We start from the raw sequence: 12,881 nt of genomic DNA on the forward strand, positions 1-12,881 counted from the left end.
CGAAATGTCCGGGACAGTTATAGGCAAAACTGTCAGGGGCCGTCCACGCCGGGGGTCCAGGACTCCGGGGATCCCGAGTCGGTGAGGATCGGCTGGTACTCCGCGAACCCGCCCGGGGCGTCCGGCTGCCAGGGGAACTTCGCGTCCTCCGGACTGGAGACGATCAGCTGCAGCGCCGGGAAGTCCGGGCCGCTGTAGACCAGGAAGGCGCTGCCCAGGTACTCCGGGTAGTGCTGCAGCGCGATCTTCTCGAAGGTCACCGGGCAGCCCTGCAGGAAGCCGTCGTAGAGCAGGCCGGGCTTGAAGCGCTCGCCCTGACCCGCGCGCTGCACGTAGGTGTTGACCACCGCGTGCGCGACCTCCTGGGGCAGCCCGATGACCACGACCTCCGGCTTGCCGAAGCGGCGCCAGGCCCCCACCGAGAACGCGTACGAGGCCCCGCTGTCATCTCCGGCGACGTGCATGACCGCGGCGCCGTGCTCCTCCGCGGTGTTGACCATCCACCTGCGCAAACCCTCATCCGTGTCGACCACGGCGCCATTGTGCACACAACGGCAATCTCCCCCGCCCGCGGACCTCACCGGACACGCGAACCGACACCGCGGGGCCTTTCGCCCCTACCGTGCGTATACGACCGGGGAGGATTCTCTGGGTAACCGCATCGTCGGATGGTTACCGAGGGGTTGATCCGAATGACCGCCGAACAGCCCTACTACCCGCAACAGCTGCCATCCGTCGTGCCGCCGCAAGCCCCCACGAACGGCATGGCGGTCGCCGCGCTGGTGCTGGGCATCCTCGGCATCGCCCCGCTGGCGGTGATCTTCGGGCACATCGCCGCGCGGGACATCAGGAACAACCCACCGCAGTCGGGACACGGCATGGCGGTCGCGGGCCTCGTGCTGGGATACGTGGTCCTGGCTGTCTGGGCCATCCTCATCCTGCTCCTGATCGTCCTGATCGGAGTCTCCAGCACCGGCGCGACGAGCTAAAGCGCGGCCACGCGCCGACGAGTCGGTGATGCAGCGATGAACCCCGGCAAGCACGCCGCCCTGATCGCCGGACTCGCGCTGGCCCTGTCCGGCTGCATCGGCACCGCGGAGGAGGAGAAACCCGCTCCACCTCCACCATCGGTGAGCGAGCAGGAGCAACCTCCGCCGTCGCAGGACGTCGAACCCGCACCAGCCGCACCACCCGCCGGATCCCCTGCGGACAACTGCGAGCTGAACCCAGCGGACGTGGACGCGCAGACGAAGGCCCGATGCGGGTTGTCGACTAGCGGGTCCTCGACCGGACCATCACCGGGCTCGGGCGCGCCCCCGGAGGGCGATCACTCCTTCGAAACGTTCTGCAGCGAGGGGCTGCTCGGGCCCGAGCACGGCTGCCCGAGCGCGCTCACACCGGAGGACGACGGGCCGGGCAGCTCGTACACCAACCCGGAGTCCCCGCAGTACCAGCAGTACCGCGAGGACACCGGCTACCCGTACCCGGAAGAGCAGTACGACGAGCTCCACGGCTACCAGCAGTGCGGCACCGCCTGCGGACAGGACCCCACCAGCGGCGAGCTCCAGCACCAGCACGGGTGCGAGCAGGGCTACATCACCGAGGGCTGCTGAACGCCCCAGCACGCGGAAAACGGCCGGAACCCACCCCTGCGGGAACCGGCCGCTGCGCGCGTCGGTCGAGGTCAGCCGACCTCGGCCATGACCTCGTCGGAGACGTCGAAGGCGGCGTAGACGTTCTGCACGTCGTCGCAGTCCTCCAGGGCCTCGATCAGCTTGAAGATCTTGCGGGCACCCTCGGCGTCGAGCTCGACGTTGGTGGTGGCCAGGAAGTTGGTCTCGGCCGAGTCGTACTCGATGCCCTCGGCCTGCAACGCCTTGCGGACGTCGACCAGATCACTGGGGTCGGTGAGGATCTCGAAGCTCTCACCGAGGTCGTTGATCTCCTCGGCGCCCGCGTCGAGGACCACCGCGAGCAGGTCGTCCTCGGTCATCCCGGCCTTCGGCAGCAGCACCACGCCGCGGCGGTTGAACATGTAGGCGACCGAGCCCGCGTCGGCCATCGAGCCACCGCTGCGGTTCATCGCGGTGCGCACCTCGCCCGCGGCGCGGTTCTTGTTGTCCGTCAGGCACTCCACCAGAACGCCGACGCCGTTCGGGGCGTAGCCCTCGTACATGACGGTCTGCCAGTCGGCGCCACCGGCTTCCTCACCGGCACCGCGCTTGCGCGCGCGCTCGATGTTGTCGGCGGGAACGGAGTTCTTCCGCGCCTTCTGCATCGCGTCGTACAGCGTCGGGTTGCCCTCCGGATCGCCTCCACCGGTGCGGGCGGCAACCTCAACGTTCTTGATCAGCTTCGCGAAGAGCTTGCCGCGCTTGGCGTCGAGGGCGGCCTTCTTGTGCTTGGTGGTGGCCCACTTGGAGTGGCCGCTCATCTCTCCTCCGTATTTCCACGCCTGCGCTGCGAGTTCAGCGCGCGCGGACGATCTGTACGAAATAGCGGTGCACGCGCTCGTCCCCCGCGACCAGTTCCGGGTGGAAGGCCGTGGCGAGCACCGCTCCCTGCTGAACCGCAACGATCCTACCGGCGGCCTCCGAGCGCTCGGACACATCCGGCCCTTCAGGCACGACGGCCAGGACCGACACGCCGTCACCGATCTTGTCCACCCACGGAGCACGGATGAACACCGCGTGCACCTGGCCGTCGATCCCGGCGAATTCCAGGTCGGTCTCGAAGGAGTCGACCTGCCTGCCGAAGGCGTTCCGGCGCACGGACACGTCCAGCGCGCCCAGCGGGCGCACCGCAGGAGCTGCGGCTCCGTCCCCACCATCGCATACCGCGCCGGACAGCATGATCATCCCCGCGCACGAGCCGTACGCGGGCAGCCCGCCCGCCAGCTTCTCGCGCAACGGCTCGTGGAGCTCGAAGACGTCCAGCAGCCGGCTCATGGTGGTCGACTCCCCGCCGGGCAGCACGATCCCGTGCAGACCGTCGAGCTCCTCGGCCCGCCGCACCGGCCGCGCCCGGGCTCCGGAACGCTCCAGCGCGGCCAGGTGCTCGGCCACCCCGCCCTGCAATGCCAGCACTCCGACGACAGGCGTACCCAAAGTTCCTCCTCATCCCTTCAACCACATGGCCAACCGAACGACGAATCCCCCGGACCCGCCCACCGAGAACCGGGGAACTCGTGCGGCGGCTCCGAGGGATCGGTCTCCCGTCGGTGGGGCTCTCACCAGCCGCGGTCGGCGTAGCGCTGGTTCTCCGGGAGGTCGGTGACGTTGAGCCCGACCATGGCCTCGCCGAGGCCGCGGGAGACCTTGGCCAGCACGTCCGGGTCGTCGTAGAAGGTGGCGGCCTTGACGATGGCCTCGGCGCGCCCGACCGGATCCCCGGACTTGAAGATGCCGGAACCGACGAACACGCCCTCGGCGCCGAGCTGACGCATCATCGCCGCGTCCGCCGGGGTGGCGATGCCACCGGCGGTGAACAGCACGACCGGGAGCTCGCCCGTGCGAGCGATCTCCTTGACCAGCTCGACCGGGGCGCGCAGCTCCTTGGCCGCCACGTAGAGCTCGTCGGAATCCAGCACCGACAGCCTGCGGATGTCGGCGCGGATCTGGCGCATGTGGCGGGTCGCCTCGACGACGTTGCCGGTTCCCGCCTCTCCCTTGGAGCGGATCATCGCCGCGCCCTCACCGATCCGGCGCAGCGCCTCGCCGAGGTTCGTCGCGCCGCAGACGAACGGCGCGGTGAACGCCCACTTGTCGATGTGGTTGGCCTCGTCGGCCGGGGTGAGCACCTCGGACTCGTCGATGTAGTCCACCCCGAGCGCCTGCAGGATCTGGGACTCGACGAAGTGCCCGATGCGGGCCTTGGCCATCACCGGGATGGACACCGAGTTGACGATTCCCTCGATCATGTCCGGGTCCGACATCCGGGCCACGCCGCCCTGCGAGCGGATGTCGGCGGGAACCCGTTCCAGGGCCATCACCGCGACCGCGCCGGCCTGCTCGGCGATCTTCGCTTGCTCCGGGGTGACCACGTCCATGATCACGCCGCCCTTGAGCATCTCGGCCATGCCCCGCTTGACGCCGTCGGTGCCGGTGGGAGCCACATCCGCTGCGGTAGCCAACTTCGACCATCCTTGAAAGCTCGTCGGTTCTGCCGCCACCAGCCTAGATGCGAACTGGACCATTCCCACGGTCCAGTTGGGGGCGATTTCAGTAGTCCACTTCGTGCCGTGGGCGTGTCATCCGACAGCGCCCTTGCGCCCCGAAAAGGCCGGGTGTGTGATCGGAGACACATCCGCACGCGCGCCCGAGTGCCCTTTCCTCCAGGGAGCAAGCCATGGGAAGCAAGCAAACCGGCACAGCAGGGGGGCCGGTCGTCCCGGCCCCCGCAGATCCCGCGCAGATCCGCAACGTCGTCCTGGTCGGCCCATCCGCGGCGGGAAAGACCACGCTCGTCGAGGCGATGCTGACCGCGAGCTCGACCATCCCGCGCCCCGGCGCGGTCACCGAGGGCAGCACCGTCTGCGACCACGAACCCGCTTCGATCGAGCAGCAGCGCTCGATCTCGGTGTCCATCGCTCCGCTGCAGCACGACGAGTGCAAGATCAACCTGATCGACACCCCCGGCTACGCGGACTTCGTCGGCGAACTGCGCGCCGGGTTGCGCGCTGCGGACGCGGCGCTGTTCGTGGTGGCCGCGACCGAGGGCGTCGACGCAGCGACCCGTGCGATCTGGCACGAGTGCGCCGAGGTCGGGATGCCGCGCGCCGTGGTGATCTCCCGGCTGGACCAGCCGCGCGCGGACTTCGACACCGCGTTGCTGAACTGCCAGGACGCCTTCGGCTCCGGGGTGCTGCCGCTGTACCTGCCGACGATGGACGGCGGCGAGCTCACCGGCTTGCTCGGCTGCCTGACCGAGAGCCACTACACCGCCGACGGCGTCCGTCCCGCGGATGCCCGGTTGCGCGAGGTCCTGGAGCAACCGCGCGGCGAGCTGATCGAGGCGATCATCGCCGAGAGCGAGAACGAGGCGCTGATGGAGCGCTACCTCGACGGCGAGCAGGTCGACGAGGACGCCCTCATCGCCGACCTGGAGAAGGCGGTGGCAGGCGGCGGCCTGCACCCGGTGCTGCCGGCCTCGGCGCTGAGCGGGGTGGGCGTGCCGCAGATCCTCGACGGCATCCGGCGCGGTTTCCCCAGCCCGCTGGAGCACCTGCTGCCGGAGTTCACGGACCCGCAGGGCGCCCACCCGCGGGTGCTCACCCCGGATCCGAGCGGACCGCTGGCCGCCGAGGTGGTGCACACCTCGGTCGACTCCTACGTCGGACGCGTCTCGCTGGCCAGGGTGTTCTCCGGCACGATGCTGCCCGAGCGACCCGTCCACGTCTCCGGGCACGGCATGGCCGAGCGCGGGCACCCCGACCACGACGAGGACGAGCGGGTCGCGCACCTGTACTCGCCGCTGGGCTCGAACCTGCGGGAGGTGCCGCGCTGCGTCGCGGGCGACCTGTGCGCGCTGACCAAGCTCGGCTCCGCCGAGACCGGTGACACGTTGTCCGACCCCGCCGACCCGCTGCTGCTCACACCCTGGCCGATGCCCGAACCGCAGCTGCCGATGGCGGTCGTCGCGCACAACCGCTCCGACGAGGACGCCCTGGCGCGCAATCTCAACCGGCTCATCGCCGCGGATCCGAGCCTGCGCCTGGAGCGCGACACCGAGACCCACCAGCTGGTGCTGTGGTGCACCGGCGAGGCGCACGCCGAAGTGGTGCTGCAACGGCTGCGCGAGGGCGGTGCCGAGGTCGACACCGAACCGGTGCGGGTACCGCTGCGGCAGACCTTCGCGCAGGCCGCAAAGGGGCACGGCAGGCACATCAAGCAGTCCGGCGGGCACGGCCAGTACGCGGTCTGCGACATCGAGGTCGAACCGCTGCCCCGCGGTTCTGGCGTCGAGTTCGTCGAGAAGGTCGTCGGTGGCGCGGTGCCCAGGCAGTTCATCCCGAGCGTCGAGAAGGGCGCGCGGGCGCAGCTGACCAAGGGCATCACCGAGGGCTGCCCGGTGGTGGACGTGCGGATCACGCTCGTCGACGGCAAGGCGCACAGCGTGGATTCCTCCGACCAGGCGTTCCAGGCGGCGGGCGCCCTCGCCGTCAAGGCAGCTGCCGAGCAGGCCGGCATGCGGACCCTCGAACCCGTCGACGAAGTCGCGGTGCACATCCCGGAGGAGCACCTCGGCGCGATCCTCGGCGATCTCTCCAGCCGCCGCGGCAAGGTCGTCGGCACCGAGCCCGAGAACGGCGGCTGGACGGTGGTCCGCGCCCACGTGCCTGCCAGCGAGCTGACCCACTACACGGTCAACGTCCGCTCGCTGACCTCGGGCAGCGCCACCTTCACCCGCCACTTCGAAACGTACGAACCCATGCCGGAGAACCTCGTCCCCAAGTGATGGTTGCACCTACCGGAATACCCCGGTTCGCGACGGTGCGGGCAGCGACGCTGACAGTTTTGCCTAAAACTGTCCGGACATTTCGGGCGCCGAAGCCGCACAGTTTTAGGCAAAACTGTCAGTCGTGCTCGTCGGGGGAGGACGCGTGGACCGCTGCTAGGCGTTGGGCGATGGTGATCAGGGAGAGGGCGACCAGCAGCCAGATGGCCAGGTCCAGGACGTAGGGGACGCCGAGTCCGTGCAGGCCCGTGCCGGTGAGCACGATCAGGAAGCGTTCGGCGCGCTCGGCCAGGCCGCCGCCGGCCTGCAGGCCGTTGGCCTCGGCGCGAGCCTTCACGTAGGAGATGACCTGGGCGGCCACCAAGCAGATGAGCAGGCCGAGACCGCGCGCCCGGTCGTCGTCGACGACCAGCGCCCACCACACCAGCGCGCCGAACAGGACGCCGTCGACCAGGCGGTCGCAGCTGGCGTCGAGCACGCCGCCGAAGCGCGTGACGGCTCCGCCCACCCGCGCCATGGCGCCGTCGAGCAGGTCGAAGAGCAGGAAGACCGCCGTCACGACCGTGCCGACGAACAGCTCGCCGCGCGGGAAGAACCACAACGCCGACGTGGCGGCGGCCAAGGCGCCCGCCACGGTGATGCCGTTCGGCGTCAACCCGAACCGGACCAGCGCCGCGCCGATCGGATTGGTCACCCGGGCCAGACTCGCCCGCGCGAAGATGTTGATCATGTGCCTTCAGATGCCAGCCGTCGGTCTGTGAATCGCTCCCTCCACGCAGATTAGCCGCGTTGCGATCATCCGAATCACCTGGTGCGCAGCCGACCGCTACGAGTGACCGCCGACACATCCGGGAATGGTTGAAACTTCAACAGTGTTTGGCAGACTAGACGTCAGCACGACCCGACTTGGAGGAATCACGATGACTGCGACCGAGCAGATTTCCGGCTACACGGTGGGCACCTGGGACATCGACGCGGTGCACTCGGACATCATCTTCAGCCTGCGGCACATGGGCGTCGGCAAGTCCAAGGGCCGCTTCGGCAACTTCGAGGGCGAGATCGTCACCGCGGCCGACCCGCTCGAGTCCTCGGTGACCGCCAAGATCGACATCACCTCGATCGACACCAGCAACGCCGACCGGGACGCGCACGTGCGCAGCGCCGACTTCTTCGACGCCGAGCAGTACCCGACCGCGACCTTCCGCTCCACCGGTATCCGGCAGGACGGCGAGGACTTCCTGATCGACGGCGAGCTCACCATCAAGGGCGTCACCAAGCCGGTGACCCTGCAGACCGAGCTCGGCGGCTTCAACGGCGAGGGCCTGGTCGGCCTCTCGGCGACCACCACGATCAACCGGACCGACTTCGGCATCGGCCCGGCAGGCGGCGCCATGCTCGGCGAGAAGGTCACCCTGACCCTCGACATCGAGGCCCAGCAGCGCAGCTGAGCTGCTGAGCCTCCGCCACCGGCGGAAGCGACACCGCACGAGAAGGAGCCCGGGACGGTGAATCCGTCCCGGGCTCCTTCTCGTGCGGTGAGCTCACCAAGCGTCGGCGAGCAGTTTCCGGGTCTCCCCCAGCAGCTGCGGCAGCACCTTGGTGTGCCCGATGACCGGCATGAAGTTGGAGTCACCGCCCCAGCGCGGGACCACGTGCTGGTGCAGGTGCGCGGCGATGCCAGCACCGGCGACCGGCCCCTGGTTGAGGCCGATGTTGAACCCGTGCGGCGCCGAGACCTCGCGGATGACCCGCATCGCGTGCTGGGTGTACTCGGCGACCGCGACCGTCTCCTCCGGCGTGAGCTCGGTGTAGTCGGCGACGTGCCGGTACGGCAGCACCATCAGGTGCCCCGGGTTGTACGGGTACAGGTTCAGGATCGCGAAGACCAGCTCGTCGCGGGCCACGATCAGCGTGTCGTCATCCGGCTTGCCGGACTCCACCAGGCGGCAGAACGGGCAGCCGTCGCTGTGGTCGCTCTCGGGCTTGTTCTCGCCCTGGATGTAGGCCATCCGGTGCGGGGTCCACAGCCGCTGCAGCGCGTCGGAGACCCCGACGCCCTCCTGCGCGGTCAGCTCGACGTTCTCGGGTCCGCTCACACCGCCTCCACCACGAAGTTCTCAGCGGTCGGCGAGGCGTTCTCCCGCCGCTGCACCCAGTCGACCAGCGCGTTGACCGCGTCGTCGACCGGAACGCCGTTGATCTGCGAACCATCGCGGAAGCGGAACGACACCGCGCCCGCCTCGACGTCCTTGCCACCGGCGAGCAGCAGGAACGGCACCTTCTGCGTGGTGTGGTTGCGGATCTTCTTCTGCATCCGGTCGTCGCTGGTGTCGATGTCGACGCGCAGCCCCTTGGCGCGCAGCGCACGCGAGACGGACTGCAGGTGCTCGACGTGCTCGTCGGCGATCGGGATGCCCATGACCTGCACCGGCGAGAGCCATGCCGGGAACGCGCCCGCGTAGTGCTCGGTGAGCACGCCGAAGAACCGCTCGATGGAGCCGAACAGCGCGCGGTGGATCTTGATCGGCCGCTGCTTGTTCCCGTCCGGGCCGGTGTACTCCAGGTCGAAGCGCTCCGGCAGGTGGTAGTCGACCTGGATGGTGGACATCTGCCAGGTGCGGCCCAGCGCGTCGCGGGCCTGCACCGAGACCTTCGGCCCGTAGAAGGCCGCGCCGCCCGGGTCCGGCACCAGCTCGAGCCCGGAGCTCTCGGCCGCGCTGCGCAGCGCCTCGGTGGCCACGTCCCAGCTCTCGTCGTCACCGACGTACTTCTCGTCGTTGCGGGTGGACAGCTCCAGGTAGAAGTCGTCCAGGCCGTAGTCGCGCAGCAGGTCCAGCACGAAGCCCAGCAGCGACTTGAGCTCGTCCTGCAGCTGCTCGGGCATGCAGTAGATGTGCGCGTCGTCCTGGGTCATGCCGCGCACGCGAGTCAGCCCGTGCACCACGCCGGACTTCTCGTAGCGGTAGACCGATCCGAACTCGAACATCCGCAGCGGCAGCTCGCGGTAGGAGCGCCCGCGCGAGCGGAAGATCAGGTTGTGGAACGGGCAGTTCATCGGCTTGAGGAAGTAGTCCACGCCCGGCTTGCGGACCTCGCCCTCGGCATCGCGCTCCTCGTCGAGGTGCATCGCCGGGAACATGCCGTCCTGGTACCAGTCGAGGTGACCCGAGGTCTTGAACAGCGTGTCCTTGGTGATGTGCGGCGAGTTGACGAACTCGTAGCCGGCTTCCTCGTGCCGCTTGCGCGAGTAGTCCTCCATCTCGCGGCGGATGATGCCGCCCTTGGGATGGAAGACCGGCAGGCCCGAACCGATCTCGTCCGGGAAGGAGAACAGGTCGAGCTCGGCACCGAGGCGGCGGTGGTCTCGGCGCTCGGCCTCGGCCAGCCACTCGAGGTGCTCGTCGAGCTTCTCCTTGGACTCCCAGGCGGTGCCGTAGACGCGCTGCAGCTGCTGGTTGTTCTGGTCACCGCGCCAGTAGGCGGCGGCCACGCGGGTGAGCTTGACGGCCGGGATGAACCGGGTGTGCGGCACGTGCGGGCCGCGGCAGAGGTCGCCCCAGACCCGCTCGCCGTGCCGGTCGATGTTGTCGTAGACGGTCAGCTCGCCGCCGCCGACCTCCATCACCTCGTCGGTGTCCACATCGGACTTGAGATCGACCAGCTCCAGCTTGTACGGCTCGTCGGCGAGCTCTTCCTTCGCGGCGTCGGTGGACTCCACCAACCTGCGGGAGAACTTCTGGCCGGACTTGAGGATCTGCTTCATGCGCTTCTCCAGCGCCTGCAGGTCGTCCGGGGTGAACGGCTTGTCCACGGCGAAGTCGTAGTAGAAGCCGTCCTTGACCGGCGGGCCGATGCCCAGCTTCGCGTCCGGGAACAGGTTCTGCACCGCCTGGGCCAGCACGTGCGCGGCGGAGTGCCGGATGACGCTGCGGCCGTCCTCGGTCCCGGCCGCCACGGCCTCGACCTCGGCGTCCGACTCCGGCGCCCAATCCAGGTCGCGCAGCGCGCCCTCGGCGTCGCGGACCACCACGATCGCCTCCGGACCCTTGCTCGGCAGGCCTGCCTCGGCCACGGCGGAGCCCGCTGTAGTGCCCGCCGGAACCTTCACCCGGGGTGCTTGCTGGGCTTGGGAAGGCTGTACGGACACGATCACTCCTAGACTGGGCCGGAGATCACCGGCACTGGGGTTAAAAACTTCGCAACCCGATGCTATCGGCCAGGGCTGTTCGGTTAACGCGCAGCTCCCGCCGCGCTCGGGCACCCCCGGCGACCGGTTCAGCCCGCGACCGCCACTTCGAGTTCCAGCGCCGAGCTGCGCTCTCCCGCGTAGGGCCCCAGGACGGTTCGCACCCCCACCTCGCGCAGCCGGTCGGCCTGCATCACCCCCTGGATGCCACCGGCCATCACGGGCAGCCCCATCAGATCCGCCGCCTGGGCGGCGGCGCGAACCAGGTGGGCGTCCAGGGCATCGGCTCCCGCGGGGTCGGCGAAGGCCTCCAGGTGCGGACCGTCCACCCGCACGCCGTGCAGCGGGAGACCGCGCAACCGCCCCAGCCGGGTGTAGTCGTCACCGAACTGGTCGACGATCAGCCGGATGCCCATCTGGGCGAAGATCTCGACGATGTCCACCGGGTCGCCCTCGTGGTCGAACAGCGCCGACTCGGGCATGCCCAGCGCCAGCCGGTCCGGCGGCAACCCGGACTCGCGCAACATCCGCCGCACGTCGTTGACCAGCTCGGGATCCCGGCAGTGCCGGCGCGAGAGGTTCAGCACCGCGATCGGGGCGTCATCGCCGAGCCGCTCGGTCCAGCGGGCCGCGTGCTCGCAGACCTGCTCCAGGGCCCACCGCCCGAGGCGAGTGATCAGCCCGGTCTCCTCGGCCAGACCCAGGAAGGACTCCTGGCCGAGCTCGCCGAACTCGGGGTGGTCCCAGCGGATCGTCGCCGCGGCACCCACGATCTTGTCGCGGGCCAGGTTCCAACCCGCCAGGTCGTCATCGGTGAGCGAAACGATCGGCTCGTACTCGACGAACAGCTCGTACTGGTCCAGCGCGGCTGGCAAACCCGCGGAGAGCTTGAACCGGTCGCGCGCCTCGGCGTTGCGCTCGGGGTCGAACAGCACCCATTGCGCGCGGCCGTCCTCCTTGGCGCGGTAGAGCGTGGTGTCCGCGTCGCGCAGCAGGCTCTCGCCGTCGGTCTCGGCGACCGGGCGCTCGACCACGCCGACGCTGGCCGAGGCCGCCAGCTCGTGGCAGCCGATGCGGCACGGCCGGGTGATCTCGGCCAGCATCGCCTCGACGCGCTCGACCAGCTGCGCGGCGCCGGAGGTGTCGGGCACCAGCACGACGAACTCGTCACCGCCCATCCGGGCGGGCAGCGCACCCATCTCCGCGGTCTGCGCCTGGATCCGCTGGGCGATGGCGCGCAGCAGCTGGTCGCCGACCGCGTGCCCGAGGCTGTCGTTGACCGCTTTGAACCCGTCCAGGTCGAAGAAGCACAGCCCGACCCGGCGACCCGGATGCGAGCGCTCCAGCGCGTGGTCGAGGCTGGTCTGCAGCTGCGTCCGGTTGGCCAGTCCGGTCAGCGGGTCGTGCACGGCCTGGCGGCGGAACTGCTCCTGGAGCATGTGCCGATCGGTGATGTCCTCGTAGAGCAGGACCTGGTAGTCGGGCCCGCCGGTGGGGTCGCGCACCAGCGAAGCCGACAGCTGGGTCCAGACGTGCGAACCGTGCTGCTCGGTGAACCGGGTCTCGAGCTGGTAGCGATCCACCCGGCCGCGGACCAGGTCCGCGTTGGCCCCGGTCAGCTCGGCGAGCCACGTCGCATCGGTGAGTTCGAAGATCGTGCGCCCCACCATCTCCTCGCTGCGGCGGCGGAAGATCCGGGTCATCGAGGGGTTGATCTCCTCGATGACGCCGTCGAGCGTGACCACCGCGATGCCCAGCGCCGAGGAGGCGAACACCGCCCGGGATCGGGCTTCCGACGAGCGCAGCGCGGTCTCGGCTGCGGCGCGCGCGTCCAGCACCGACTTCTTGATCAGCTCCTGCTCAGCGAGGGTCTGCTCGCGCAGCGCGCCCGCGAACCCGGCGGAGACCGCGCCGAGCACCTCGACGAGCCGCTGCTGGTCCACACCCGTGCAGCGCGGCAGCACACCGCCCAGGTGCGTCACGGTGCGGTGCAGCGCGACCGGGCTGGTGAAGTGCACGTCGACCAGGCGCTCGCCCACCATCCGAGCGGATTCCAGGGGGCCGTCGCAGGCCGCGAACACGTCGTCGAGGCACTTGGCCAGGAACGCCTCGAGTTCCGGACGCCCCATCGCGACGTAGCTGGTGTGGATGATCTCGCGAGTCCACTGCCGGACGACCGCGCGAAGCTCATCGCGGTCGACGAATCCGTCCGTGGCGGACATTCTCATTCACCTTCTGG

The 12,881-nt window shown here is 69.5% G+C and carries 12 protein-coding genes; 4 read left to right on the top strand and 8 right to left on the bottom strand.

The window, feature by feature from the left end; all coding sequences use genetic code 11:
* Nucleotides 1-32: 32 nt before the first annotated feature.
* A complete protein-coding gene (locus ABD289_RS11715) occupies nucleotides 33-500 on the bottom strand; it encodes a DUF4262 domain-containing protein (protein WP_344130574.1) in 468 nt (155 codons plus the stop codon).
* Between the two features lie 192 nt (nucleotides 501-692).
* Between ABD289_RS11715 and ABD289_RS11720 the strand changes: the two genes are divergently transcribed.
* Nucleotides 693-989 (top strand): DUF4190 domain-containing protein, encoded by a 297-nt coding sequence (locus tag ABD289_RS11720; RefSeq protein ID WP_344130100.1) that lies wholly within the window; start codon nucleotides 693-695, stop codon nucleotides 987-989.
* Nucleotides 990-1,025: 36 nt separating this feature from the next.
* Nucleotides 1,026-1,613, top strand: a complete 588-nt coding sequence (locus ABD289_RS11725) for a hypothetical protein (RefSeq protein WP_344130103.1) — start codon at nucleotides 1,026-1,028, stop codon at nucleotides 1,611-1,613.
* Between the two features lie 71 nt (nucleotides 1,614-1,684).
* Here ABD289_RS11725 and ABD289_RS11730 read toward each other — a convergent pair whose 3' ends face one another.
* From ABD289_RS11730 to pdxS, 3 genes are all read right to left on the bottom strand, one after another.
* On the bottom strand, nucleotides 1,685-2,434 hold the full coding sequence (locus tag ABD289_RS11730) for a YebC/PmpR family DNA-binding transcriptional regulator (protein ID WP_344130106.1): 750 nt from the start codon (nucleotides 2,432-2,434) through the stop codon (nucleotides 1,685-1,687).
* A gap of 34 nt (nucleotides 2,435-2,468) precedes the next feature.
* Complete coding sequence (gene pdxT / locus ABD289_RS11735; protein WP_344130109.1) at nucleotides 2,469-3,107, bottom strand: pyridoxal 5'-phosphate synthase glutaminase subunit PdxT; 639 nt, start codon at nucleotides 3,105-3,107, stop codon at nucleotides 2,469-2,471.
* A 122-nt stretch (nucleotides 3,108-3,229) separates the two neighbouring features.
* The gene (gene pdxS / locus ABD289_RS11740) at nucleotides 3,230-4,132 is read right to left on the bottom strand and encodes a pyridoxal 5'-phosphate synthase lyase subunit PdxS (RefSeq protein ID WP_344130112.1); all 903 of its coding nucleotides are present in this window, start codon (nucleotides 4,130-4,132) and stop codon (nucleotides 3,230-3,232) included.
* Nucleotides 4,133-4,347: 215 nt separating this feature from the next.
* On the opposite strand from pdxS, the gene ABD289_RS11745 reads away from it, so the two are divergent.
* Nucleotides 4,348-6,456, top strand: a complete 2,109-nt coding sequence (locus ABD289_RS11745; RefSeq protein WP_344130115.1) for an elongation factor G-like protein EF-G2 — start codon at nucleotides 4,348-4,350, stop codon at nucleotides 6,454-6,456.
* 118 nt (nucleotides 6,457-6,574) lie between these two features.
* Here ABD289_RS11745 and pgsA read toward each other — a convergent pair whose 3' ends face one another.
* On the bottom strand, nucleotides 6,575-7,186 hold the full coding sequence (gene pgsA, locus ABD289_RS11750) for a phosphatidylinositol phosphate synthase (protein ID WP_344130118.1): 612 nt from the start codon (nucleotides 7,184-7,186) through the stop codon (nucleotides 6,575-6,577).
* Between the two features lie 190 nt (nucleotides 7,187-7,376).
* Between pgsA and ABD289_RS11755 the strand changes: the two genes are divergently transcribed.
* Nucleotides 7,377-7,904: a YceI family protein gene (locus ABD289_RS11755; protein ID WP_344130122.1), complete on the top strand. Its 528-nt coding sequence runs from the start codon at nucleotides 7,377-7,379 to the stop codon at nucleotides 7,902-7,904.
* Nucleotides 7,905-7,997: 93 nt separating this feature from the next.
* On the opposite strand, the gene ABD289_RS11760 is transcribed toward ABD289_RS11755, so the two are convergent.
* The 3 genes from ABD289_RS11760 to ABD289_RS11770 form a co-directional block, all read right to left on the bottom strand.
* Nucleotides 7,998-8,465 carry an HIT family protein gene (locus ABD289_RS11760; RefSeq protein ID WP_425564665.1) on the bottom strand — a complete coding sequence of 156 codons (468 nt, stop codon included), beginning with the start codon at nucleotides 8,463-8,465 and terminating at the stop codon, nucleotides 7,998-8,000.
* Between the two features lie 83 nt (nucleotides 8,466-8,548).
* The gene (thrS, locus tag ABD289_RS11765) at nucleotides 8,549-10,564 is read right to left on the bottom strand and encodes a threonine--tRNA ligase (RefSeq protein WP_344130577.1); all 2,016 of its coding nucleotides are present in this window, start codon (nucleotides 10,562-10,564) and stop codon (nucleotides 8,549-8,551) included.
* A 167-nt stretch (nucleotides 10,565-10,731) separates the two neighbouring features.
* Entirely contained in the window at nucleotides 10,732-12,864 is a 2,133-nt protein-coding gene (locus tag ABD289_RS11770) for a putative bifunctional diguanylate cyclase/phosphodiesterase (protein WP_344130130.1), read from the bottom strand.
* Nucleotides 12,865-12,881: the final 17 nt, after the last annotated feature.

Origin of the sequence: Saccharopolyspora halophila (assembly GCF_039531955.1) — a bacterium.
GTDB classification, from domain to species: Bacteria; Actinomycetota; Actinomycetes; order Mycobacteriales; family Pseudonocardiaceae; genus Saccharopolyspora; species Saccharopolyspora halophila.

Excerpts from the sequence above, each read along its gene's own strand:
- ABD289_RS11745 (WP_344130115.1), top strand. The coding sequence starts at position 4,348 with ATGGGAAGCAAGCAAACCGGCACAGCAGGGGGGCCGGTCGTCCCGGCC.
- ABD289_RS11730 (WP_344130106.1), bottom strand. The coding sequence starts at position 2,434 with ATGAGCGGCCACTCCAAGTGGGCCACCACCAAGCACAAGAAGGCCGCC.
- pgsA (WP_344130118.1), bottom strand. The coding sequence starts at position 7,186 with ATGATCAACATCTTCGCGCGGGCGAGTCTGGCCCGGGTGACCAATCCG.
- ABD289_RS11720 (WP_344130100.1), top strand. The coding sequence starts at position 693 with ATGACCGCCGAACAGCCCTACTACCCGCAACAGCTGCCATCCGTCGTG.
- ABD289_RS11760 (WP_425564665.1), bottom strand. The coding sequence starts at position 8,465 with ATGGCCTACATCCAGGGCGAGAACAAGCCCGAGAGCGACCACAGCGAC.
- ABD289_RS11725 (WP_344130103.1), top strand. The coding sequence starts at position 1,026 with ATGAACCCCGGCAAGCACGCCGCCCTGATCGCCGGACTCGCGCTGGCC.
- ABD289_RS11770 (WP_344130130.1), bottom strand. The coding sequence starts at position 12,864 with ATGTCCGCCACGGACGGATTCGTCGACCGCGATGAGCTTCGCGCGGTC.
- ABD289_RS11755 (WP_344130122.1), top strand. The coding sequence starts at position 7,377 with ATGACTGCGACCGAGCAGATTTCCGGCTACACGGTGGGCACCTGGGAC.
- ABD289_RS11715 (WP_344130574.1), bottom strand. The coding sequence starts at position 500 with ATGGTCAACACCGCGGAGGAGCACGGCGCCGCGGTCATGCACGTCGCC.